This is a genomic window from Halobaculum sp. P14 (genome assembly GCF_051195155.1).
Classification (GTDB): domain Archaea; phylum Halobacteriota; class Halobacteria; order Halobacteriales; family Haloferacaceae; genus JBNTKA01.
The window spans coordinates 58,063-81,987 of the sequence record NZ_JBNTKB010000001.1 but is presented as its reverse complement, the minus strand read 5'-3'; the positions used below and the strand labels follow the sequence as shown (position 1 = coordinate 81,987).

Genomic DNA, 23,925 nt, shown 5'->3' with positions numbered 1-23,925 from the left:
GGGACGCGGCCTACTGCGTCGGTGGGTCGCGCGCGGCGTTGCGGCTCGCCTTGCGGCGCTGGACGACGCCGACGTTGTTGGCGACGTTTTCGGTGACGACGCGGAACGCGTCGGCGGTGTCGGAGCCCTCCTCGAGGACGATGGGGGCGCCGCCGTCGCCGCCCTCCCGGACAGCCGGGTCGAGCGGGACGCCGCCGAGGAACGGCAGGTCGTTGTCGGCGGCGAACTGCTTGCCGCCACCCTTCCCGAACACGTCGTGTTCGCTGCCGCAGTCCGGGCAGACGAAGCCGCTCATGTTCTCGACGATGCCGAGGACGTTCGTGTCGTGTTTGCCGAACATCCGGAGGCCCTTGCTGGCGTCGTCGAGCGCGACCTCCTGCGGCGTCGTGGCGATGACGGCGCCGGTGAGCGGCAGCGTCTGGAGGATGGTGAGCTGCGTGTCGCCGGTGCCCGGCGGCAGGTCGAGCACGAGGTAGTCGAGGTCGCCCCAGTCGACGTCCTCGACGAGCTGCGTGATGAGCTGGTGGACCATCGGGCCGCGCCAGATGACGGGGTCGTCGTCGCCGACGAGGAACGCCATGCTCATCAGCTTCATGCCGTACTGCTCGGGCGGAACGATGGTCTCGTCCTCCGTCGCCTTCGGCGCCTCGTCGGCGTCGACCATCCGCGGGACGTTCGGGCCGTACACGTCGGCGTCGAACAGGCCGACGCGCGCGCCGAGCTGTGACAGGCCGGCCGCGAGGTTCACCGCCACCGTGGACTTCCCGACGCCGCCCTTCCCGGACGCGACGGCGACGATGTTTGTGACGTTCGGCAGCACCTCCTCGTCGGCGCTGCGCTCTGCGGGCAGCGACGCGGACAGGTCGACGTCGTAGTCGAAGTCGGCGAGCGCCTCCCGGACGTTTGCCGCCAGCTGCGTCTCGTTGGGCGAGAAGGGGGCGCCGAGCGCGAGCGACACGCGGATGCGGCGCTCGTCGTCGTCGACGTCGACGGCGTTGACGAGGCCGAGCGACACCACGTCGTCGCCGAGGTCGGGGTCCTCGACGGCTCCGAGCCGGTCGCGAACCGCAGACTCCGTGGGGCTGGTCATACGTCTCCGTCGGCGAGCGCCGCGAATAAGGGTTTCCCACCCCGAACGGCGCGTCCGAAACCGGCCCGCCGGATGCAACGAGCCAGCCTCACACGGCAGCCAGTCCCGTAACTGTTTCTGGTTTCGCTTCGGCGGTTTCACCCCGCACTTTCAAGGCTGCGCGGCCGAATCAGTACGCATGGCGACCCCGCTTTCGGACGACTTCGGGCGCGAGGTGACCGGGGTCCGCGTCTCGCTGACCGACCGCTGCAACTTCGACTGCGTCTACTGCCACAACGAAGGGTTGGGTGACACTCGCGGGCCGATGGAGCCGGGCGACGACGAGATGGGGACGGACGACGTCGTCCGGTTTCTCGACGTCGCCGCCGAGTTCGGCGTCGACTCCGTGAAGTTCACGGGCGGCGAGCCGATGCTTCGGGACGACCTCGAAGAGATCATCGCGCGGACGCCCGACTCGATGGAGACGTCGATGACGACGAACGGCACCTTCCTGCCGGGCCGCGCGGAGGGCCTCGTCGACGCCGGCCTCGACCGCGTCAACGTCTCCCAGGACGCGCTCGACCCCGACGAGTTCGCCGAAATCACGAAGTCCGGCGCGTACGACCAGGTGATGGAGGGCGTCAGGTGCGCCGTCGACGCCGGCCTCGACCCGGTGAAGCTCAACATGGTCGTGTTCGAGCACACCGCCGGCTACGTCGAAGGGATGGTCGAACACGTCGCGGACAACGACGGCCTCCAGCTCCAGCTCATCGAGTACATGCCGGAGCTGACCGGCCGCCCCGAGTGGAACATCGACATCGGCCGCGTCCACGACTGGCTCGCCGACGTCGCCGACCGCGTCGAACGCCGCGAGATGCACGACCGGAAGCGCTACTTCGTCGACGGCGGCATGGTCGAAATCGTCGACCCCGTCGAGAACGCGGACTTCTGTGCGAACTGCGGCCGCGTCCGCGTCACCCACGAGGGCTACCTGAAAGGCTGCCTGAACCGCAACGACGACCTCCGGTCGATGGGCGAGATGACCCGCGACGAGATCCGCGACGCCTTCCGCGAAGTCGTCGACAGCCGCGTCCCGTACTACGGCGAATACCTCGTCGAGAACGACCGCGGCGAGTGGGAAATCAACGACGACTACATCTCCGCCTGACGGCTCCGCGGCTCCGGAACCGAACTGCATCCCGTCGGTCCGGCTGTCTGCGGCACCGGCGCTGGCTCGCGGGCGATGGCAAGAGTCACAGAGCAGGCCGACGGAGATGGCTCCATGAGCGACGACGAGCGCGAGTTCCGCATCGAGACGGACGCGATTCACGCGGGCCAGGAGCCCGACGAGGAGACGGGGGCGCTGATGACGCCGATTTACGCGAACTCCACGTACCAGCAGGACGCGCCGGGCGAACACCGCGGCTACGAGTACAGCCGCACCGGGAATCCGACGCGCGCGGACATGGAGCAGAACGTCGCGGCGCTCGAAGGCGGCGAGTACGGCCGGGCGTTCGCCTCCGGGATGGGCGGCATCAACACCGTGTTGAACCTCCTCGAATCCGGCGACCACGTCGTCGCCGGCGACGACATCTACGGCGGCACCCACCGCATCTTCACGCAGGTGTACGAGCAGTACGACCTCGCGTTCGACTTCGTCGACACCACGGACCTCGACGCGGTCCGCGACGCGATGGGGGAGTCGACGGAGCTGCTCTGGGTGGAGACGCCGACGAACCCGCTGTTGAACGTCAACGACATCTCGGCGCTCGCCGACGTCGCCCACGAGTACGGCGCGCTGTGCGCCGTCGACAACACGTTCGCGACGCCGTACCTGCAGCGCCCGCTCGAACTCGGCGCCGACGTCGTCTCCCACAGCCTCACGAAGTACCTCGGCGGGCACTCGGACGTGGTCGGCGGCGCGCTCGTCACCGACGACGAGGCGCTCGACGCCGACATCGGCTTCTACCAGAACTCCGTCGGCGCGACGCCGTCGCCGTTCGACTGTTTCCTCGTGCTGCGCGGCACCAAGACGCTGCCCGTCCGGATGGACCGCCACTGCGAGAACGCCCGCGCGCTCGCGACGTGGCTCCAGGACCACGACGCCGTCGACCGCGTCTACTACCCGGGACTGGAGAGCCACCCGCAGCACGACCTCGCCGCCGAGCAGATGGACGACTTCGGCGGCATGCTGTCGTTCGAACTCGACGGCAGCCTCGAAGAGGCCAGCACCGTCGTCTCCGAGACCGAGGTGTTCACGCTCGCCGAGAGCCTCGGCGGCGTCGAGTCGCTCATCGAGCAGCCGGCGGCGATGACGCACGCCGCGATTCCGCGCGAGGAGCGGCTCGCCGCCGGGCTCTCCGACGGCCTCATCCGCGTCTCCGTCGGCGTCGAACACATCGACGACATGAAAGCCGACCTGAACGCCGCCTTCGACGAGGCGCTCTAATCCCGCTCGCCACCGACAGTCGACGCCCGTTCGACGCCTGCGGGACCCGACACGTCTCAACACGAACGGACGCGACTCGTCGGCGTCTCACCGCGCCCGGAGCGACGAGCCGAACGGTGGCGACTCCTCGGCGTCTCCGGCTGAACGGTCAGGAATCGTCGGTGAATCCGGGTCGTCGCCGACGGACTTCGGCCGCGGCAAACCTCGCCACCCTCCCCCGAATCCGAACCGTCTTATGCACGTGTGCCTCTGTGGCACACAATGACCTACCGAGTCGGCATCCTCGGCGCCACCGGCGCCGTCGGCCAGCGATTCATCCAGCTCCTCGACGACCACCCGACGTTCGACCTCGCCTGCGTCACCGCCAGCGAAGCCAGCGCGGGCAAGACGTACCGCGACGCCGCGAAGTGGCGCGTCGACACGCCGATTCCGGACGACGTCGCCGAACTCGAAGTCCGGGAGACCGACCCCGACGCCATCCCGGACGACCTGGACCTGCTGTTCTCCTCGCTCCCCTCCGGCGTCGCCGCCGACGTCGAACCGGCGCTGTGTGAGGCCGGCTACGTCGTCTCCTCGAACTCCTCGAACGACCGGATGGCCGAGGACGTCCCGCTCACCATCCCCGAAATCAACCCCGACCACCTCGGGCTCATCGACGTCCAGCGCGACGAGCGCGGCTGGGACGGCGCGCTCATCAAGAACCCGAACTGCTCCACCATCACGATGGTGCCGACGCTCGCCGCCCTCGACGAGTTCGGGCTCGACCGCGTCCACGTCTCGACGCTGCAGGCCGTCTCCGGCGCCGGCTACTCCGGCGTCACGTCCATGGAAATCCTCGACAACGCCGTCCCGCACATCGGCGGCGAAGAGGAGAAGATGGAGACCGAAAGCCGGAAGCTGCTCGGCGAGTTCGACGGCGCGTCGTTCTCGCTGCACGAGGCGGACGTCTCCGCCTCCTGCAACCGGATTCCGACGCTCGACGGCCACCTCGAGAACGTGTTCGCCGAGCTCGACGCCGACCCGTCGGCCACCGAGGTCCGCGACGCGCTCGCCGCCGCGCCGAGCGCCGACCTCCACTCCTCGCCCGACCAGCTCATCCACGTGTTCGGCGACGACCAGCCCGAGCGGCCCCAGCCCCGGATGGACCGGATGCGCGGCGACGGCATGCAGGTGTCCGCCGGCGGCGTCCAGACCACCCCGAACGGCGTGAAGTACAACTGCCTCGCGCACAACACGATTCGCGGCGCGGCGGGCGCCTCGCTGCTGAACGGCGAACTGCTCGCCGCCGACGGCTGGCTGTAACGACCCGGCAGCCGGCTGCTCGCTGAGTTTCGGTTCTCCCCGCCGGCACTGATTCGCCGCCGCTCGTTGCCGCCTATCGCTACCCGTCGTCGATCGGCGCTGCCCTGGACCTCTCGGCGCCGCTACCCTTTCGTCGTCGCCGCCCGAACCGTGACGCATGGAGTATCTCACCGTTCAGGGAGTGGAGATTCCGGCGCTCGGACTGGGGACGTGGCGGATGGAGGGCCCGGAGTGCCGGCGCGCCGTCTCGGACGCGCTCGATCTCGGCTACCGCCACATCGACACGGCGCAGGCGTACGGGAACGAGGCGCAGGTCGGCGACGCCATCGCCGAACGCGACGTTGACCGCGACGAACTGTTCGTCGCCACGAAACTCGACGGCGACCACCGCGCGTACGACGACGTCGTCGACGGCGTCGAGGAGAGCCTCGACAGGCTGGGGCTCGACTCGGTCGACCTGCTGTACATCCACTGGCCGAACGACGTCGCGGTGCCGGGGGTCGACTCGGTCCTCCCAGACTGGCTGGAGCTGCCGGACCGCATCAAGCCCGACGCGGCGTCCGTGTCGACCGCGGAGACGCTCGACGCGATGCAGGCGCTGCGCGAAGAGGGGAAAATCGACCACATCGGAGTCAGCAACTTCGGCGTCGACCGGCTCCGGGCCGCCCGGAAGTACGCCGACGCGCCGATTCTCGCAGACCAGGTGCAGTACCACCCGTACTGGGACCAGTCGGAGCTGCTCGACTACTGCCAGTCCGAGGACGTCCTGCTGGCCGCCTACAGCCCGCTCGCGCAGGGCGGCGTGCTGCACGACGACCGGCTCGCCCGGATCGGCCGGAAGTACGGGAAGTCGCCGGCGCAGGTGGCGCTCCGGTGGCTGCTCCAGCAGGAGCACGTCGCCGCGATTCCGAAGGCGACGAGCCACGCGCACCTCGAGGCGAACCTGGCGGTGTTCGACTTCGAACTGACGGACGCCGAGATGCTCGCGGTCCGGCAGCCGTCGAAGCTGAAGACCGCGGTCGGGATTCTGCGCGGCCAGTCGCCGTTCTGAGGCGACCGGAGCGGCTCAGCCAGTCGGTTCGAGCGCCTCGGCCAGTTTCTCGACCGGGTGGGGCGGTCGGTCGTCGGCGCCGTCGCGGTCGCCGAGTTGCGTCCGGCAGGAGGCGCCGGGCGCGGTGGCGGTCGGGGCGTCGCTCTCGTCGACGGCGTCGAACAGCAGCGACCCGATGGCTTTCGAGAGCTCGTAGTGTTCGGACTCGTAGCCGAAACTGCCGGCCATGCCGCAGCAGGTGGTGTCGAGCGGGTCGACGTCGTAGCCGGCGCGGCGCAGCACCCCGACGGCGTGGTGGTCTTTGTTCGTCGCTTTCTGGTTGCAGTGGCCGTGGTACGCCAGCGCCTCGTCGGCGTCCGCGAAGTCGATGCGGTCGTCGGCGCGCGCAGCGTCGAGGTACTCGAGGACGCCGTAGCTCGCCGCCGAGACGGCTTCGACGCGCTCGCCCGAGAGGAGGTCGCGGTACTCGTCTTGGAACATCACGGCGTCCGACGGCTCGACGAACACGACCGCGGCGCCGTCGTCGACGTACGGGGCGAGCGCCGCGACGTTCTGCTCGGCGCGGTCGCGCGCGACGTCGAGGAAGCCGCCGGAGAACGCCGCGCGGCCCGACGGCGCGAGGTCGTCGAGCAGTTCGACGCGGACGTCGGCCGCCTCCAGCACCTCGACGGCGGCGATGCCGACCTCGGGCGCGCTGTAGTTCGTGTACGTGTCCGCGAACAGCACGACCGTCGCCTCGGCGTCGGCTTCGGAGACGGCCGGGCCGCCGCGCGCCTCGAACCGGTCGCGGAACGTGTCGCGGGTGAACGTCGGCAGGTCGCGGTCGGCGGCGACGCCGAGCACTCGCTCCATCGCCCACCGCGCGCCGGGAATCTTCGTCGCGGCGTTCGACAGCGGCGCGAGCGCCGAGCCGACTCGGCTCGCCGCGTCGATGTTCGCGAACAGCCGTTCGCGGAGCCCGGCGCCGCGCTCCTCGTGGTGCTGGTGTTTCACCTCGGCTTTCAGTTTCGCGAGGTCGACGCCGGTCGGGCAGTCCGACTGGCAGCCCTTACAGCCGACGCAGAGCCCGAGCACCTCCTCTTGGAACCGGTCGGAGTGGAGTTCGCCGTCGTCGAGGTCGCCCGAGATGGCGGCGCGCAGCATGTTCGCGCGGCCGCGCGTCGCCTGCATCTCCTCGTTCGAGGCGCGGTACGTCGGGCACATCACGTCGCCGCGGGTCTGCCGGCAGGTGCCACAGCCGTTGCACAGCTCGACGAGGTGGGAGAAGCCGCCCTCCTCGGAGAAATCCAGTTCGCTCTGCGGCTCGACGGACTGGTAGTCGGCGCCGTACCGGAGGTGGTCGCGCATGTCGGTGTCGGCGGCGGTCTCCGGGTAGCCGCGCGCCGCCGCGGTCTCCTCGTCGACGTAGACCACCTTCCCGGGGTTCAGCCGCCAGTCCGGGTCGAACGTCGACTTGAGCTCCTGGAACGCGCCCCACAGCGTCTCGCCGTACATCTTCGGATTGAACTCGGTCCGGGCGAGCCCGTCGCCGTGTTCGCCGGAGAACGAGCCGTGGTGCTCCAAGACGAGGTCCGTCACGTCGTCGGCGATGCCGTGCATCGTCTCGATGCCCTGCTCGTCTTTCAGCGAGAGAATCGGGCGGATGTGGAGCGTCCCGGCGCCGGCGTGCGCGAAGTACGCCGCCGACGTGTCGTGGTCGTCGAGCACCGCCTCGAACTGCTGGACGTACTCGGCCAGTTCGGCCGGCGGCACCGACGCGTCCTCGATGAACGGGTACGGCTTCGCGTCGCCCTCCAGGCTCATCAGCAGCGGAATCGCCGCCTTCCGGAGCTTCCAGAGGTCGGCCTGGTCCGACTCCGAGTACGCTTCGAGCACGTCGAAGGCGTCGCCGTCGTCGACGAAGCGCGCCGTGGTGTCCGCGACGGCCGCCTCGAAGTCGGCTCGGCCCCTCGGCTCGTCCCCGCCGTCGTCCGCGTCGCCGTCGCGGTCGGCGGGCGGGACCGTCTCGGAGTCCCACTCCAGCATCAGGGCCGCGGCGGTGCCGTCAGGAATCGGCTCCTCGTACTGGGCGTACTCGGCGGACTCGCGGGCGAGCCGGAACACCTCGGCGTCCATCAGTTCCACGGCCGAAACCGGGTACTCCAGCGCCTCCGGGACGGCCCGCATCGCGTCGACGAGGTCGTCGAAGCAGTACAGCGCCAGCGCGGTGCTGTCCGGGCGCGTGACGAGCGACAGCGTCGCCGAGACGATGACGCCGAGGGTGCCTTCGGCGCCGACGAACAGCTTGCTGAGGTTGATGACGTCGTCGCCGTCGTCGTTCTCGTAGACGACCTTGTGGAGGTTGTAGCCGGACACGGAGCGTTTCAGCGTCGGGTAGCGCGCCTCGATTTCGTCGTCGTGTTCCTCGACGAGGCCGCGGACCGTCTCGTAGATGGCGGCTTCGCGGCCGTCGCCGGCGACGACGTCGTCCCACTCGTCGGAGTCGAGGACGACCTCGCGGGTGTGGATGAGCGAGCCGTCGGGCAGCACGACGTCGAGCTCCTCGGTGTAGGCGTCGCTGATGCCGTACCGGACCGAGTGCGCGCCGGTGGAGTTGTTGCCGAGGCCGCCGCCGACCGTGGCGCGGGCCGACGACGCCGGGTCGGGCGCGAACTTCAGGCCGTGATCGGCGAGGCGGTCGTCGAGGTGGTCCTGGACGACGCCGGGCTGCACCGTCGCGCGGCGGGCCTCCGGGTCGACGTCGAGGATGTCGTCCATGTGCCGCGAGCAGTCGAGGACGACGCAGCCGGGGCCGACCGTCTGTCCGGCGAGCGACGACCCGGCGCCGCGCGGGAGCACCGGGACGTCGTGGTCGGCGGCGACGTCGACCGCCGCCCGGACGTCGTCGGTGTCTCTCGGGCAGACGACGCCCGCCGGGCGCGCCCCGTAGATGCTTCCGTCCGTCGCGTACAGCACCTGCGCGTACTCGTCGAACTGAACCTCGCCGGCGACGCGGTCGCGGAGGTCGGCCGCGAGCGCCGCGTACGCCGACACGTCCGGCCGGTCGTGTCCGAGCGACGCGGCCGACGTGTCCCACCGTGCCGTCTCTCCGTCCTCGGCAGCCATACCAGTCTCCAAGGAACAATCATGTAAAAATCTTCGTTGCGGCGCAATCGACGCTCTCGTCCGATTCCAGCGCGCGCCGCTCCGGCCCGCTGCCCGCCGCCGGTACTTGAGTGAATCGGTGGTGTGCGACGGGCGGCGACAGGCGGGAAAACTGCGTCTATTATCAACGTTTATGATGAATCCGGCCGAACCCGCGACTGACCGATATGAGTACGGAACGACACTACGAGCGCGAGTTCGTTCGGACGTTCTTCACCTCGCCGACGGCGGTGCAAGGCGAAGACGACACCGCGAAGATGATTCGGAGCGCGGCCGGCCTCCGCGGCATGCAGGCGCCCGACGTCTGGGTGCCGGACAACGAGGACGCGACGGCGCCGTCGATGCGCGACGAGGGCGTCCGGAACATCGTCGACGTCGTCTCCGAACACGGCGCCGACTTCCCCGGCGAGATCCACCCGCGCGTCGTCTGGCACCGCGACAGCCCCACGACGCGCTACTCCGGATTCCAGCAGATTCTGGAGATCGCCGACCCCGACAACGGCGCCGTCGACCACATCGACGGCTTCGTCATCCCGGAGGTCGGCGACCTCGACGACTGGAAGAAGGCCGACGAGTTCATCACCATCGTCGAACACGAGCACGGACTCGAGGAGGGGAGCCTCTCGATGTCCGTCATCATCGAGAGCGGCGAAGCCGAACTCGCGATGGGGAACCTCCGCGAGGAGATGGGGAAGCCGTCGAACAACCTCGAACGGCTGTTCCTGCTGGTGGACGGCGAGGTCGACTACACGAAGGACATGCGCGCGATGACGCCGACCGGCGAACTGCCGCCGTGGCCCGAACTCCGCCACAACACGTCCCGCGGCGCCAGCGCCGCCGGCCTCGTCGCCGTCGACGGCCCGTTCGACGACATCCGCGACATCGACGGCTACCGCACTCGGATGCAGGAGAACCGCGCGAAGGGGATGACCGGCATCTGGTCGCTCACGCCGGCGCAGGTGAAGGAAGCGAACACGGCGCCGCTGCCACCCCAGACCGGCCGCTGGCTCCTCGACGTCGACGGCGACGAAGTCGAACTGGAGGCGGTCGACGGCAAGCAGGTGTACGACGGCGACGACCTCTCGCTCCGGGAGACCGGCGACGGCTACGTGCTCAGCGTCGGCGGCGACGAGCGCGAACTCGACGAGGACGAACTCCGCGAGGAGCTGCTCGACATGACCGCGTACGTGCCGAGCCTCGACGACATCGTCGACTCCATGGAGGAGTTCGAGGCGGCCAAGGAGGCCGGGAAGGGCGCCATCGCGATGACGCAGGCGGCGACCCTCGAAATCGACGGCGTCGACGTCGACCTGCAGAAGGACCGCATGTGGGACGAGGCGACGTACCAGGCGGCGCAGACGCCGATTACGCTGTTCCAGGACGTCTACGAGCACCGCCCCGACCAGCACGACGACCTCGCAGAGCGGTACAGCGAGGACGTCGTCGAGCGCGCGATGAACGTCGGGAACTGAGACGCGGCGCGCACGGCCGCTCGGCATCGCACCCGACTCTCGCCCGGCGCTCGCCGCGTTTCCCGTTCGTTTTCTTCGCTTCGTATCCGTCCGCCGAACGGTGCCCGAGATCTTCGGTGACGGCGCGTACTGACGAGCGCTGCGGACGCTGCCAGCCCTGCCGACGGCTGCGACCCCGAGGTAGGCTTATGCCCGTCGGCGCGAATCGGACCGCATGGACCGGTACGTCTCGATGCCGCTGTTCGGCTACGTCTCGGTGTTCGGCGTCGTGTTCGCGCTCGGCGGGTTCGACGGCGTGTCGCCGCTGTCGACGCTGCTCGCGTTCCTCATCGGGGCCGGCGGCGTGTTCGGTATCGTCGCCGGCATCTCGTTCGGCCGCGGCTACCGCGACAGCGACGACGCCGACCGCGACGAGGCGTCCGCGGAGAACTGAGCGTCGCGTCGGTGACTGCGCCGCTCGCCGCTTCGGCCGCCGCGGCTCAGAGTCCGTCGAGGACGGCTCCGAACGCCGCCAGCGCCTGCTCCGACTCCGCCGCGTCGCCGCCGAGCGACACCCTGACGCCGTCGGGGGCGCCGAAGAACCGCCCCGGGACGACGAGCACGCCGGCGTCCCAGGCCGCCCGCGCGACCTCGTCGCCGTCCGCGGTGTCGTGCCGGAGGAGCCCGAATGGCGAGCCGTCGGGGACCGGCCCGGTCAGGTCGTCGCGGCCGGCGACGAACTCCGCCAGCAGCCCGTGGTTCGAGGCACAGCGCGTCCTGGACTCCGCGACCAGGTCGTCGCGGTTGGCGAACAGCCGCTTCGCGAGCGCGACGCTGGGCTCGGCGACCGCCGGGACGTGCGCCTCGACGGCGCGGGCGCACTCCGCGAACTCGGGCGGGGCGACGAGCCAGCCGATTTTCAGTCCGCCGAGGCCGTGGAACTTCGTCAGCGACCCCGTCACGACCGTCGACGGCAACCCGGCTGCGGTCGGGCCGCCGAAGCCGCGGCCGTCGACCGGTTCGGCGGTGTACGGCGCGTACACCTCGTCGACGAGCAGGTAGCCCTCGTGGTCGGCGACGACGGCCGCCACGTCCGCGAGGTCGTCGCGCGATTCGAGCCGCCCGGTCGGGTTGTGCCTGTTCGTGACGGTGACGTGCGCGATCTCCTCGGAACCGGCGGCGACGACGGCGTTTTCGACCCGGTCCGGGAGGAGTTCGGCCTCGGGGGCGGGCCGCCGGAACCGTTCGACGCGCGCGCCGAGCGCCCGCGGAAGTTCCACCAGCGGCTCGTACCCCGGCGCCTCGACGAGCGCTCGCGGCCTGGATTCGTCCTCGTCGCCGCCGGCGTCTCGGCCGGTGCGGGCGCCGCCGGCGGAGTCGTCGGTTCCGGTGTCCGCTCCGCCGACTCCGGCGTCCGCGGCAGCCGCGCAGCCGTCGTCGAGCGTGTAGGCCGTCGCCGCGGCGACGAAGTTCGCGTGGGTCGCACCCGCCGTGACGACGACCCGGTCTTCGGCGACGCCGTATTCGTCGGCGACGAGCGCGGCGAGCGACGCGTCTCCGGCCGGCGCGTCGAGTCCGGCGAGCCGCGGCGGGACCGGCTCCGCGCCGTCGGGCGTCTCCGCCAGCCGAAGGTCGCTCGTGCCGAGGTCGTAGTCGGCTGCGGCCGGCCGGCCGTCGATCCATTCGAGGTACGCCAGCGGCGGGAACATACCGCGAGGTTCACCGCGCCACGCAAAAACGCATCCCTCCCGTGTCGCCGCCGCGCCGTCGATCCTCGGTCAGTCGTCGTCGCCGGCGCGGTCAGCCTGTTCGCCGCCGTCGGAGTCGGCCGCTGAGCGCGCAGCGCCCGCTTCGTCGCCGTCGGCGGCCCGCTCCCCAGTCCGGAGGTCGGGGTTCAGGTCGCGCTCGATGGCGGCGACGCGGTCGTCGAGGTCGTCGAGTCGGCGCTCCTGTTCGACGTCGACGGCGAACAGCAGTTTCGCGACCCGGTCGGGGTACAGATGCGCCGCGCCTGCGTCGGTGGTTTCGCCGGCGGCGTCGCGGGCGTCGGCCGCGGTGTCGGCGTCGCTGTGGAGGCCGACGTACTCGAACAGCCGGTCGAAGCGCCGCTGGTCGGGCGCGGACAGTTCGTCCCGGAACGACTGCCACGCCGATTCGAGGCGCCCGCGGAGGTCGGCGACGGATGGATTCGTGGGCATCACTGCCAGTGACGGCCGGACAGGGCTTCAAAGCGAGCCACGCGCGCGGCGGAAGTGAAAGTGGTTCGTGTCGCCTCGTCGCGTTCGGTTCGCCGCAGCGGCTTGTGAACACATACCAATCACTTTTGTCGGGGCGGGCTGTTCGTCCGCCGATGGCGACGAGCCGCGAGGAGTTCGCTCGGCGGATGCGCGCACAGTTTCACGTTCCGGTCCGCCGGACGCGGACGGCAGGGGACTGCGCGTCTCGGCCGCGGCTTCCGGAGCGACGAGGCGTCACGCCGACCGAGTGCGACGACCGGACGCATCAGGCGGTGAAAGCGGCGGCAGCGACGGCCAGCCGTCACGGAGCCGGAGCGGGCGGCTGACGTTCGACGGCGGACGACCGACGACGGACGTGTCAGTCCACAGTCGGTACCCTGAAATCAGTCGGTTCTGTACGGGTCGGTACAGTGCCGGGCACCCACCCGCGCTGTGCGCATTCCGGTGCCGCCGGCTTCGGCCGCGCGTCCGTCACCACAGGGGCGGGCGCACACCCACGTCGCCCAGAGGGGCTGCCGAGGCGCGGCGAACACACCGCTTCTCCGAGCGAAGAGCCGCTGGTCAGTCGTCGGCGTTCGCGCCGCGCTTCGTCGCCAGTTCCGACTCCGTCGGCGTCGCGGAGAGCCGGACGGCGCACTGCTTGTAGTTCGGCTCGTCCGACCGCGGGTCGGTCTCCGGCACGGTGAGTTCGTTCGTCCGCGGGTGGTGAATCGGGAGCCACACCATCCCTTCCGGGATTGCGTCGTCGGCCTCGACGCGGACCGGAACCGCGGCGCGCCGCGACTCGACCACCGCCGTCCCGTCCTCGTCGCTCAGCCGCTCCGCGGTCTCCGGGTGCACCCGGCAGCGAACCGGGCCGTGGTCCGACCCGGCGTCCGTCCCGGAGACGGAGTCCGGGGCACCGACGCCGTGCGTCTCCACGTCAGGGTCGACGGCCGGACCGTCCTCTCGGTCCGCGCTGCCGTCCGCGTCCGCGGAACCGCCCGCGTCGTCCACGCCGTCTCTGGTACGGGACCGAATCCCGGTGTTGTAGCCGTCGGATTCGCGGGCGGTGGTCAGCGTGAGCGGGTACCGGTCGTCGGTCGGCTCCGGGAGCGGGTCACCGTCGCCCGTCGAGAACCGCGCCGCCCCGGACGGCGTCTCGAACGACCAGCCGTCGCCGTCGACGTAGCGGTACGCCGTGCTCGACGCGGCGTCCGGCGCGGGCCAGCGCACCGCGGTTTCGTCGTCGAGCCGGTCGTAGCTGATGCCGGAGAGGTCGGCCGGGGTGCCCGCCGTCAGCGCCGCGAGTTCGTCGAACAGCCCCGACGGCGTCGTCGTCTCGAACAGCCCCGGGACGACGCGCGCGGCGACGGTCGTGATGACGTCGAGGTCCGTCCGGACGCCCGACGGCAGGTCGGTCGCCGCACGGACCCGCGACACCGTCCGCTCCATGTTTATCGTCGACCCCTCGGATTCACCCCACGTCGCCGCCGGCAGCACGACGTCCGCGTGCTCGACGGTCTCGGTGCGGAAGGCGTCCTGGACGACGAGGAAGGCGTCGTCGAGCCGGCGTTTCGCGGCGGTCGCGTCGGGGAGGCCGGCGACCGGGTTCGTCGCGACCGCCCAGACGGCCGACACCGGGCCGTCGTCGACGGCGTCGACGAGACCGACCGGTCCGGGGCCGGCGTCGTCGGGGAGCCGGTCGGCCGGGACTCCCCACGCGTCCGCGACGACGCGGCGCTCGTCCGGGTCGGTGAACGACCGGTGGCCGGGCCACGTCCCCTTCGCGGAGCAGACGCGGGTGCCCATCGAGTTCGCCTGCCCGGTCAGCGAGAACGGCCCGGAGCCGCCGCCGAGGTTCCCGGAGGCGAGACAGAGGTCGACGAGCGCGCCGGCGGTCGCGGTGCCTCGGACGCTCTGGTTCACGCCCATCCCCCAGTACAGCAGCGTGTCGTCGCAGAGCGCGTCCACGAGGCCGTCGACGACGGACATCGAGACGCCGGCGTCGCGGGCGGCCGACTCCGCCGCGGGCAGCCGTTCGGTGAGCGCGGCGAAGCCGGTGGTGGCGGCCGCGACGAACTCCCGGTCGACGTCGCCGCGGTCGACGAGGCGAGCGAGCACGGCCCGCGCGAGCGCGAGGTCGCCGCCGGGGTCGGGGGCGACGTGGGCGTCGGCGCGCTCGGCGGTCTCGGACTCGACGGGGTCGACGACGACGAGCCGGCTGCCGTCGGCCTCGGCGCTCTCGGCGATCCAGCGGAACATGACTGGGTGAGCGACCGCCGGGTTCGCGCCCCAGACGAGGTGCGTCTCCGCCTCTGGGATGTCGTCGTAGGTGCACGGCGGCGCGTCGCTCCCGAAGGCGTCGTAGTAGGCGGCGACGGCGCTCGCCATGCACAGCGTCGTGTTCGCGTCGTAGTACCGGGTGCCGAAGCCGCCGCGCGCGAGCTTCCCGAGCGCGTACGCCGCCTCGTTGGTCTGCTGGCCGCTCCCGAGCACCGCGACCGAGTCCGGGTCGCGTTCGAGCCGCGCCCGGAACTCCTCGGCGACGCGGGCCAGCGCGACGTCCCACGTCGTCGCCAGCAGCTCTCCGTCTTCGCGGACGAGCGGCTGCGTCAGCCACTCGCCGTCCGGGTCGGCGCTCTCGCGGATGCCGCGGCTGCACGCCAGGCCGTTGTTCACGGGGTGTGAGACGTCGCCGCGGACCGCCGCGACGCCGTAGCCGCTGTCGACGCCGCGCTGGACGTGGCCGCAGCCGACCGCACACCGCATGCATGTCGTCGGCACCGGGGCGGTCACGCGTCACCGCCTCCGCACCGGTCGCGGTCGTCGGCCGCGGATTCGCCGTCCGTGGCTGGAGTGTCGGCGTCAGCCGCAGCGGCCGGAGCCATCAGTTCGGGCGCGGCGTCCATCGGCGCCACCGACGTCCGGGACGAACGCCGCGGCTGTGATTCGGTCGCGGCGTCGACCACCGAGTCAGTTCCCGCTTTAGTCGCCGTCGCGGTCGCCGGGTCGCCGTCAGTCATCGCTCTGAATCGGGGTGCCGTCGGGCGTCGTCGGCGCCGGGCTCTCGTCGGCCGCGAACGGGTACCACGACTGTTTCGCGTCGGTGAGACACGGGTCGTCGTACGTCGTCTCCTCCGGCTCGGCCAGCTCGATGATGGTCTCGTGGCCGGTCGCGTCGACCCACTCGCGGAACGTCTGGCCGTCCTCCCGGAGCGCCGCGAACGCCTCGACGAGGTTCCGCAACATTCCGGGGACCTCGTCGGCCGGGACGCGCTGGCGGACCCACTCGATGAACGTCGGGTCCGCGCCGATACCGCCGCCGACGCCGACGTCCATCGCCTCCACCATCTCGCCGTCCTTCCGGGCGCGCATCCCCTGCAGGCCGATGTCCGCGGTCATCGCCTGCCCGCAGTCGGCGGTGCAGCCCGAGAAGTGAATCTTGAGTTGGGACACGTCGCTCGGCGCGTCGACGTTCGCGCGGAGCTACCGCAGCATCACCGCCATCCGGGTCTTCGTCTCGGTGAGCGCGAGCGAGCAGAACTCCGTTCCGGTGCACGCCATCGACCCGCGGGTGAACAGGTCCGGGTCCGGGCTGTGGGTCTCCAAGAGCGGCTCGTCGAGCAGCGCGTCCAGTTTGGCCTCCGGGACGTCCATGATGAGCGGGTTCTGCCGGCGCGTGAGCCGAACCTCGCCGGAGCCGTACTCGTCGGCGAGGTCCGCCAGTTCGATGGCTTCCTCCGCGGGTATCCGGCCGACCGGGACGCTCAGGCCGACGTAGTACGCGCCGTCTCCCTGCTCGTGGACGCCGACGTGGTCGTGTTTCCCGTGGCTCTCGTGTTTGCCGGCGTTGTAGGTGTACTCCTCGCGGAGGTCGGTGCCGGCGTGCGCCAGGTCGAAGTCGACGCGGTCGGCGAGCGCCTCGCGGATGTCGTCGGTCCCCCAGTCGTCGACGAAGAAACGCGCGCGGTTCTTGCTGCGGTTCTCGCGGTTCCCCTCGTCGTGGTACAGTTCGACGAACGCCCGGACGACGTCGTAGGCGCGGTCGGTGTCGACGAACACGTCGAGCGGGCGGGCGCGGCGCGGCTCGCGGCCGCCGAGGCCGCCGCCGACGCGGACGTTGAACCCCTTGACTGCGTCGCCGTCGCGGAGCTTCTTCGCCGGTTCGAGCGCGACGTCGTTGATGGAGTCCTGCGCGCAGCCCTCCCGGCAGCCGGTCACGGAGACGTTGAACTTCCGCGGCATGTTCGCGAGCGCGTCGTCGCCGCGGAGGTCGGACTGCAGCCGGTCGAGCAGCGGCCGCGTCTCGACGAACTCGTCGGCGTCGGCGCCGGCGACCGGGCAGCCCGAGATGTTCCGCATCGCGTCGCCGCCGGCCGAGCGCGTGCTGACGCCGACCGACTCCAGTTTCTCCCAGACGGCCGGGACGTCTTCGAGGCTCAGCCAGTGGAGCTGAACCGACTGCCGCGTCGTGAAGTCGACCCAGCCGTTCCCGAACTCGGGGTTGTCGACCGGGCCGGTGGCGTAGTCGCGCGCGACCTCGCCGATGGCGCGGAGCTGCCCCGGTTCGAGCACGCCGCCGCAGTTCGTGAGCCGGAGCATGAAGTAGCTCTCCTGGCCACTGCGCTGGTGGAACACCCCCCAGAACTTGAACCGCGAGAACCACTCGTCGCGCTCCTCCTCGGGAATCGAGTCCCAGCCCTCGGCCGCGAACTCCAGCAGTTTCTCCCGTACCTCGTCGCCGTACAGCTCCTCCTTCCAGTGTTCTTTTTTGTGTACCATGGTGGTAGGTCGGCGTATCTGCCCCGTGTTTCTCCAGTTTCCTGGCGAAACAGTTCGTGCTTCACGTACACACGACCCACAACACGTGATAAGAACTGTGTGTAAACGTCCACTAATACGCCGATAGAACTAGCCTTCTTGGATGTTACTTCCTGAATTGCGCCGAACTAAGGAATTAATATCCGCATCTCTCCGGAAGAAGCGGGGATTTCCTGAGTGCCAAGAATTCAGGTGGCCTGTATCGCGCCGCAGCGGCCGGCGTCGATGCGGCTCGTCGACTCGGTCACGTCGCGGCGGTGCCGAAGCAACTATCCGCACGAGCGGCGTCGCTGCCGACGTGGACGCCCCCGATATCCGGAAGGAGTGGGCGGGACGCACCGGCGAATACTCACCGGAGTACTACGACTACAAGGGCCCGGACGAGACCAGCAAGCGGCTCGGAGCGATACTCGACGACCACGTCGACAGCGACGCCGCGGTGCTGGAACTGGGCTGCGGGCCCGGCCGGCACCTCGCGCACCTCCACGACGCCGGCTACCGCGACCTCCACGGCGTCGAAATCAACGGGGACGCCATCGACGTGCTTCGGGAGTCGTCCCCGGCGCTCGCCGCCGACGGGACGTTCCACGTCGGCACCATCGAGGAGTTCGTCGCCGACGCCCCCGACGACCGCTACGACGTCGTCTACTCCGTCGAGACCCTCCAGCACCTCCACCCCGACTCGGCGTGGGCGTTCGCGGACGTCGCCAGAGTCGCCGCCGAGCGCATCGTCACCGTCGAGAACGAGTCTGAAGCCCCGGCCGACGACGCGGCCAGCGGCGACGGCAGCGACGACGGCAGTGACGCCAACTGCCACAGCGACGACGGCAGCGACACCGACCCGTCGGTGAACTACGTGGACGACGGCCTCCCGCTGTACTACCGGAACTGGCGAGACGTCTTCTCGGGCGTCGGCGCCGAACAGATTCACTCCGAGGAACTCCGCCGAGACACGCTGCGGGTGTTCCGGGCGCCGGACGCGTAGCGTCGTGGCGGCGACGGAGCCGGTAGGGCGGAGCGGCCTGGCTCTGCACTTCTTCTCTCGTCACGACTTCCTGAAACATAGCTGCCCGCGTCGATGGCGCGCCGCTCGGCGCTGCGTGCCGTGTCGGATATCGTTGCCGTACTGTAACTAAGAATTTATGCTCAACTGTTTTGAGGGTGTGTGTATCAGTGTGAGTCGAGGATGTCAACCGAACCGAACGGGTCGACGGTCGCGTGGGGCGCGGCGGGGGTTCCGCTGCTCGTCGCACTCGTCCAGACCCTGCTCGCGCTCTTCGGCTACTCGACTAGCTCCGCCGGGCTCGAACCGGTCGCCGACCCGATTCTGTCGGTTCCGGTGCTGTTTCAGGCGGCCGTCGTGTTCAAGGATAGCTCCGCGCTGGTGATGGCGCTGTTCCTGCTCATCGTCGCCGCGTGGGCGGCGCAGGGCGTCGCGATGCTGCTGTTCGACCACCGCGAAGCCGCCTACGGCGCCGCGACGCTGTCGGCCGTGCTGTTCTTCGTGCTCTTCTTCGGCGTGTACGCGCCGCTGCTGAGCCGGGACGTCCCCGCGCTGCAGCTCGCCGGCTTCTTCGCGGTCCCGGTCGTCGCCGCCGCCCTGCAGCTGTACGCCGTGCGGAGCTACCGCTGGAACGACGTCGTACTGGAGGAGACCAGCGGCGAACTCGGCCGGCTCAAGACCGAACTCGACGACCTCCGGTCGACGTTCGAGGCCGGCTACGAGAGCCGGTTCGACGGCCTCGACGACCTCGAAACCGTCGCGCCCGAGGGGACGAAGGCGGTCCGCGAGGGCGCCGCGTCGTTCCGCGACCGGCTCGACGACGTCGAAGCGGACATCGCGGAGTGCCAGCGGCTCACGGACGGCGAGGAGGCGCGGACGCGACGCGCCGCCATCGAGGAGCGGCTGGAGTCGCTGTCGGCGGAGCGCCGGCTCGACGAACTCGACGAGGAGTTCGCGCGGCGGCTGACGAGCGGGCTCCGGACGGAGTTCGGGAAGACGACGGTACGGTCGCGGTACGGCGACGAGTACAGCCTCGTGAACCTCCCGACGCGGTTCCGCGAAGTGTCGCTGCCGAACCGCGACGGCGGCGTCCACATCGACCACGTCGCCGACGAACTCGTGGCGCTCGCCGACGAGAGCGACACGTACGCCGAGGTCGCCGCCGCCGTCGACGCCGTCGACCAGCACCGCTCGGACCTCCGGACGTACGTCGACGAACACGAGTCCGCGGTCGCGGACGCCGTCGAGCGCGCCGAACAGCAGGCGTCGACCGCGGAGTCACAGGTCGACTCGCTCGACGTCCCGTTCGCCGACCGCGTCGCGGACGTGTTCGTGGACGGCCGCGACGCCGACGCCGGCGGCGTCCGCAGCGTCAGAACCGGCGTCGAAGAGGCGAAGGAGGCGCTCCACGACTGCCGGTTCGAGGAGGCGGAAGACCGGGCCGAGGAGGCGGCGACGCTCGCCGCACGGCTCGTCTCCGCCGTCGAGTTCGTCGGGTCGCTGCGCGCGAGCATCGACAACCGCCACGAGTCGGTGTCGGTCCCCTCCGGCGTCGCCGACGAGTACGTCGAGACGCTGCTCCCGGCGATTCAGGCGGGCTACGACGACGTCTCGGTGACGTACGACGACGCCGCGCGGGCACTCCGGTTCGACTACCCCGCGGCGTCCGCGTCGACGCCGACCCGTTCGACAGACTCCGACGCCGGGTCCGGTGACGCCGCGGACGACGCCGACTCCGCGCGCTCGACCGATTCGTCCTCGTCGTCTTCGTCGTCGGCCTCTGCGTCTCCGTCAACGTCGTCGACGCCGGGGTCGTCGCCGTCGTCCCGCGAGCGCGTGCCGCCGCCCGAGGAGGTCGTCGACGAGGTGCTGTACGCGCTGCGGGACTTCCAGCGCGACGTCGACGACGACGGCGACGTCGTCCAGTACAACGTCGAGGCGCTCCCCGAGTCCGTCGCGACCCGGCCGGTGCTGGTGAACCTCGAACGGTTCGCGAGCAGACAGAGCGACCTGTTCGACGCCGTCGACCTGCAGAGCCCGGAGCCGCCGGGGTTCATCGAGTTCACGACGGCGGACGGCGTCTCCGCGTCGCGGGCGCTCGAACGGACCCATCAGCGATTCCGCGAGAAGTACACCTAACTCCCCCGAATCACACGACCCAAGCAATGAGTGAGCAATGTCAGATCTGTTTCGCCTCGGCCGCACAGTGGGAGGCTGACTCCCTCGAAGACCACATCGTGAACGCCCACGGCGGCGACGAGCCGTCGGTCCGCGCCATCTACGGCGACGAGTTCGCCTACCTGTTCGGCGACGCCGACGACGCCCCTGAGGCCGACGGACCGGACGACACGGGGCGGAACGGCGGCGACTCCGGCGGCCCGCCCGCCGGCAACGGCATCGGTGACACCGGCGGCGCCGGCGCGGCAGCCGGCGGCGGCGCTGGCGCCGTGGACGACGAGATGTACGGCCGGAAGTGGTTCCTCGTCGGCGTCGGCGGCGCCGGCAACAACATCGTCGACGCCGTGTTGATGCGGCGGGACACGCTCAGCCGAAACCACGAGGACCGCGCCCGCATCTGGGAGGGCGGCCTCGCCGGCTACGGCCTGCTGAACACGAACATCGCCGAACTCGAACAGACGTACTACGCGAAGGAACTGAAGCAGTACAGCCGGAACGACCTGCTGTCGAACTCCATCATCGGCTTCGGGAAGCACGGCTACAGCGGCATGGGCTACCGGTGGAGCAACGGCGCGAAGGTCGCCGAGGCCGACTTCGCCGACGGCGCGAACCCGTTCCGCGACCGCTGGGACATGACCCAGCAGGACATCCGCGACGCGCAGGCCATCATGATGGTCCACAGCGTCACCAAAGGCACCGGCTGCGGCGCGACGCCGGTCATCACCGACAAGATTCGCGAACACGTCCTCGAAGACGACCTGGTCATCGACAAGGCCATCCTGAGTTCGGTCGTGATTCCGTCGGAGGGCGGCAAGCAGTCGGAGGTCGGCGGCCGCGCGAAGACGAACGGCGTCGTCGGGCTGGCGCGCATCTCGCGGGCCGCGGACGCGCTCATCCCGTTCAACAACGACCACCTGCGGCTCGCGAGCAAGGACATCACGCCGCGCATCGACAACCTCGACCGGTACAACCCGCCGGAGTACGTCGACCTCAACAAGCCGCTGGTCGCGTTCCTCGAGGCGTTCACGATGTCGTCGACGCCGCAGCTCACCGACCAGGACGCCACGATGACGATTCGGGGCAGCGTCTTCGACGTCGCCGACAGCTTCCGGCTGGTCGAGGACAAGTACCCGCACGACATGGACGCCGACGAGCGGCCCGCGGTCGTGCTGGCGCCGGCGCTCGGCCGCCTCCGGTCGAACGACATCAACGAGTCCAGCCTCGAACTGCTGGCGCGAAACACGATTCTGCAGAACCGGCTCGCCGACTTCGACCCGTCGACGGCGTGGGGCGGGAACTTCATGGTGTACGGGCCGGAGGAGAAGATGGAGGAGGTGTCGTCGTACGTCACCGACGGGACGCTCCAATCGATTCTGAACGGCGAGGAGTTCCTCGACTCCGCGAACACGGCCGGCGTCGAAACCGTCGACGTCCAGGTGAACCAGCTCGTCATCCCGTACCTCGACGACGTGTTCATGTGGGGGACGCTGTGGAACCCCCGGATGCCGTCGCTCGAATCGATGTACGACCACGCGAAGCGGCTGAAAGACGAAGGGCAGACCTCGCAGGCGGAGGACCTGCGGGAGGTCTGGGGCGAGGTCGAATCGCTGTTCAGCTGTCTCGGCCGCGACAACATGCTGTGACGATGCCCGGCGCACCACTCCCGACCGTGTTCATGGGGCTGTTCGGCGGCGACGACGGCGGCTTCGACGTCGAGAAGGTCGCGGCGCGGCTCGACGCCCGGCCGAACGAGACCGACGTCCTCCGCCAGCTCGACGACCTCGGCGAGGCGCTCGACACGCTTGCTCGCGAGGCCGGCGTCGCCGGCGCGGACGGCCGGGTCGCGTCCGACGCGTCGGCGCCGAAGAAGGCGCGGGCGCTCGCCACCGCCGTCGAGCGGAGCCAGGTGACGGTCGCGCCGGCGGACGTCGCGGGCGCCGGCAGCGACGAGTACTCGCAGGTCGCCGACGTCGCCGATGAAATCACGCGGTCGCGGCGGCCGTCCGGGGAGCGCGCCGCGGACCTGCTCGACTCGCTGTCGGCGGCGTCGACGCGGAGCCGAGAGGACCTCCGGGAAACCCTGACCGCCGCGGTCGACGCGCTGGAGGCCGCCGAGACCGTGCAGCGAACCGTCGCGGACGGCGACGCCGAACGGGTCGCCTCGCGGCTCCGCGACAACGACGACTCGCTGTCGGCTGCCGTGGCGTCGCTGGCGGCGGCCGTCGCCGACGACGCCGCCGCGGAGGCCGACGCGGCCGCGGAACTGTCGGACCTGGAGGTGACGGTCGACCGCGCGGTTCGTCGTGCCGACCTGGACCGCGACCTCTCGGACGCGTCGCTCACCGACCAGGTGGAGGCGCTCGCAGACGCCGCCACCGACGACGCGGACGTCGGGGGCGCCGACACGCCGGCGTCCCGTGCGGCCGAACGGGTCCGCAGCGGGAACCGCGCGGAGAGCAGCGCCGCCCGCGACCTGCTCGACGAACTCGTCACCGGGGCCGAAGACGACGTCGCCCGCGCGCTCCGCACCGCGGTCGACTCGCTGAACGAGTCCGCGACGATTCGGAGCCTGACCGGCGACGTCGACGCCGCGGACGTCGCCGCCCGCGTCGACGCGGTCCGGTCGGAGCTCGACGGCATCGACGACGCCGCGGCCGCCGCGCTCCGCGACCGCCTCGACCAGCTCGACGGGATGCTCGACCGCGCGGACGCGACGAACACGGTGGTGCCGTACGCCGTCCGCAACGAAGTGGAGTTCTACGAGCGCGAACTGGTCGCCGCGCTCCGCGACGCCGACGCCCGCGGAGGCGACGCGTCCGATGCGACCGACGCGTCCGACGCGACGGCCGAGTCGGCGGGCGGCGGCCCGGGTGGCGCGGACGCCGACGCGGAAGCGGCGCGCGCCGACGTCGACCGCATCGGCGACCGCCGCGCCGAAATCAGGTCGCGGTACGTGGACTCCCGGACCGACCACAACCACAGCATCCCGGTGTACTTCCTCTCGCTGACGGAGTCGCTGGAGGAGACCGCGTCGGATGCGCTCGCCGCCGGCGACGCAGAGCGGGCGGCCGGGGTCGCGGCCGCGACCCACGACGTCCTGGACAGAGTCGAGGGGCTGTACGAGCGGAACGAGTACAGCGTGATGCTGCGCCGGCTCCGCGGCTGAGGGTTATTTTCCCGGTCTGGGAGACACAACCTGACGTTAGAGTTATGTGGCGAATCGATAATGTTCTCCACA

Annotated in this window: 16 protein-coding genes and 1 pseudogene; 10 read left to right on the top strand and 7 right to left on the bottom strand. The window is 70.5% G+C overall.

All coding sequences use genetic code 11. The features are described 5' to 3' along the window. Positions 1 to 10: 10 nt before the first annotated feature. The gene (locus ACQUS7_RS00380; protein WP_435143420.1) at positions 11 to 1,090 is read right to left on the bottom strand and encodes a P-loop NTPase; all 1,080 of its coding nucleotides are present in this window, start codon (positions 1,088 to 1,090) and stop codon (positions 11 to 13) included. Positions 1,091 to 1,268: 178 nt separating this feature from the next. On the opposite strand from ACQUS7_RS00380, the gene moaA reads away from it, so the two are divergent. The 4 genes from moaA to ACQUS7_RS00360 all read left to right on the top strand — a co-directional run bounded on the left by moaA (position 1,269) and on the right by ACQUS7_RS00360 (position 5,871). After that, a complete protein-coding gene (gene moaA, locus ACQUS7_RS00375) occupies positions 1,269 to 2,237 on the top strand; it encodes a GTP 3',8-cyclase MoaA (RefSeq protein ID WP_435143417.1) in 969 nt (322 codons plus the stop codon). A 114-nt stretch (positions 2,238 to 2,351) separates the two neighbouring features. Continuing rightward, complete coding sequence (locus ACQUS7_RS00370) at positions 2,352 to 3,518, top strand: cystathionine gamma-synthase (RefSeq protein ID WP_435143414.1); 1,167 nt, start codon at positions 2,352 to 2,354, stop codon at positions 3,516 to 3,518. Positions 3,519 to 3,779: 261 nt separating this feature from the next. Beyond that, positions 3,780 to 4,820, top strand: coding sequence for an aspartate-semialdehyde dehydrogenase (asd, locus tag ACQUS7_RS00365; RefSeq protein WP_435143410.1), 1,041 nt, complete (start codon positions 3,780 to 3,782; stop codon positions 4,818 to 4,820). A 157-nt stretch (positions 4,821 to 4,977) separates the two neighbouring features. Then, a complete protein-coding gene (locus ACQUS7_RS00360; RefSeq protein WP_435143407.1) occupies positions 4,978 to 5,871 on the top strand; it encodes an aldo/keto reductase in 894 nt (297 codons plus the stop codon). 15 nt (positions 5,872 to 5,886) lie between these two features. Here the strand turns inward: ACQUS7_RS00360 and ACQUS7_RS00355 are convergent, their stop codons facing one another. Continuing rightward, complete coding sequence (locus tag ACQUS7_RS00355; RefSeq protein WP_435143404.1) at positions 5,887 to 8,976, bottom strand: FAD-binding and (Fe-S)-binding domain-containing protein; 3,090 nt, start codon at positions 8,974 to 8,976, stop codon at positions 5,887 to 5,889. A 206-nt stretch (positions 8,977 to 9,182) separates the two neighbouring features. Here ACQUS7_RS00355 and aceB point away from each other — a divergent pair, with 206 nt between their 5' ends. Both aceB and ACQUS7_RS00345 read left to right on the top strand, forming a co-directional pair. Beyond that, positions 9,183 to 10,487, top strand: a complete 1,305-nt coding sequence (aceB, locus tag ACQUS7_RS00350; RefSeq protein WP_435143401.1) for a malate synthase AceB — start codon at positions 9,183 to 9,185, stop codon at positions 10,485 to 10,487. A gap of 214 nt (positions 10,488 to 10,701) precedes the next feature. Then, complete coding sequence (locus ACQUS7_RS00345; protein WP_435143398.1) at positions 10,702 to 10,920, top strand: hypothetical protein; 219 nt, start codon at positions 10,702 to 10,704, stop codon at positions 10,918 to 10,920. Between the two features lie 46 nt (positions 10,921 to 10,966). Here ACQUS7_RS00345 and ACQUS7_RS00340 read toward each other — a convergent pair whose 3' ends face one another. The 5 genes and pseudogenes from ACQUS7_RS00340 to ACQUS7_RS00320 form a co-directional block, all read right to left on the bottom strand. Further along, positions 10,967 to 12,175, bottom strand: a complete 1,209-nt coding sequence (locus ACQUS7_RS00340) for a pyridoxal phosphate-dependent aminotransferase (protein WP_435143395.1) — start codon at positions 12,173 to 12,175, stop codon at positions 10,967 to 10,969. A 69-nt stretch (positions 12,176 to 12,244) separates the two neighbouring features. Beyond that, complete coding sequence (locus ACQUS7_RS00335; protein WP_435143392.1) at positions 12,245 to 12,664, bottom strand: hypothetical protein; 420 nt, start codon at positions 12,662 to 12,664, stop codon at positions 12,245 to 12,247. A 600-nt stretch (positions 12,665 to 13,264) separates the two neighbouring features. Continuing rightward, complete coding sequence (gene nasA / locus ACQUS7_RS00330; protein WP_435143389.1) at positions 13,265 to 15,481, bottom strand: assimilatory nitrate reductase NasA; 2,217 nt, start codon at positions 15,479 to 15,481, stop codon at positions 13,265 to 13,267. Further along, on the bottom strand, positions 15,478 to 15,708 hold the full coding sequence (locus tag ACQUS7_RS00325) for a hypothetical protein (RefSeq protein WP_435143385.1): 231 nt from the start codon (positions 15,706 to 15,708) through the stop codon (positions 15,478 to 15,480). The genes nasA and ACQUS7_RS00325 overlap by 4 nt, the downstream gene beginning before the upstream one ends. Continuing rightward, positions 15,701 to 17,467 (bottom strand): annotated as a pseudogene (locus ACQUS7_RS00320) (nitrite/sulfite reductase). The gene ACQUS7_RS00325 and the pseudogene ACQUS7_RS00320 overlap by 8 nt, the downstream one beginning before the upstream one ends. A gap of 337 nt (positions 17,468 to 17,804) precedes the next feature. On the opposite strand from ACQUS7_RS00320, the gene ACQUS7_RS00315 reads away from it, so the two are divergent. The 4 genes from ACQUS7_RS00315 (at position 17,805) to ACQUS7_RS00300 (ending at position 23,853) form a co-directional block, all read left to right on the top strand. Then, positions 17,805 to 18,491 carry a class I SAM-dependent methyltransferase gene (locus ACQUS7_RS00315; RefSeq protein WP_435143382.1) on the top strand — a complete coding sequence of 229 codons (687 nt, stop codon included), beginning with the start codon at positions 17,805 to 17,807 and terminating at the stop codon, positions 18,489 to 18,491. A gap of 201 nt (positions 18,492 to 18,692) precedes the next feature. Then, positions 18,693 to 20,648, top strand: a complete 1,956-nt coding sequence (locus ACQUS7_RS00310; protein WP_435143379.1) for a hypothetical protein — start codon at positions 18,693 to 18,695, stop codon at positions 20,646 to 20,648. 26 nt (positions 20,649 to 20,674) lie between these two features. Further along, the gene (locus ACQUS7_RS00305) at positions 20,675 to 22,330 is read left to right on the top strand and encodes a cell division protein FtsZ (RefSeq protein WP_435143376.1); all 1,656 of its coding nucleotides are present in this window, start codon (positions 20,675 to 20,677) and stop codon (positions 22,328 to 22,330) included. A 2-nt stretch (positions 22,331 to 22,332) separates the two neighbouring features. Continuing rightward, on the top strand, positions 22,333 to 23,853 hold the full coding sequence (locus tag ACQUS7_RS00300) for a hypothetical protein (RefSeq protein ID WP_435143373.1): 1,521 nt from the start codon (positions 22,333 to 22,335) through the stop codon (positions 23,851 to 23,853). Positions 23,854 to 23,925 lie beyond the last annotated feature (72 nt).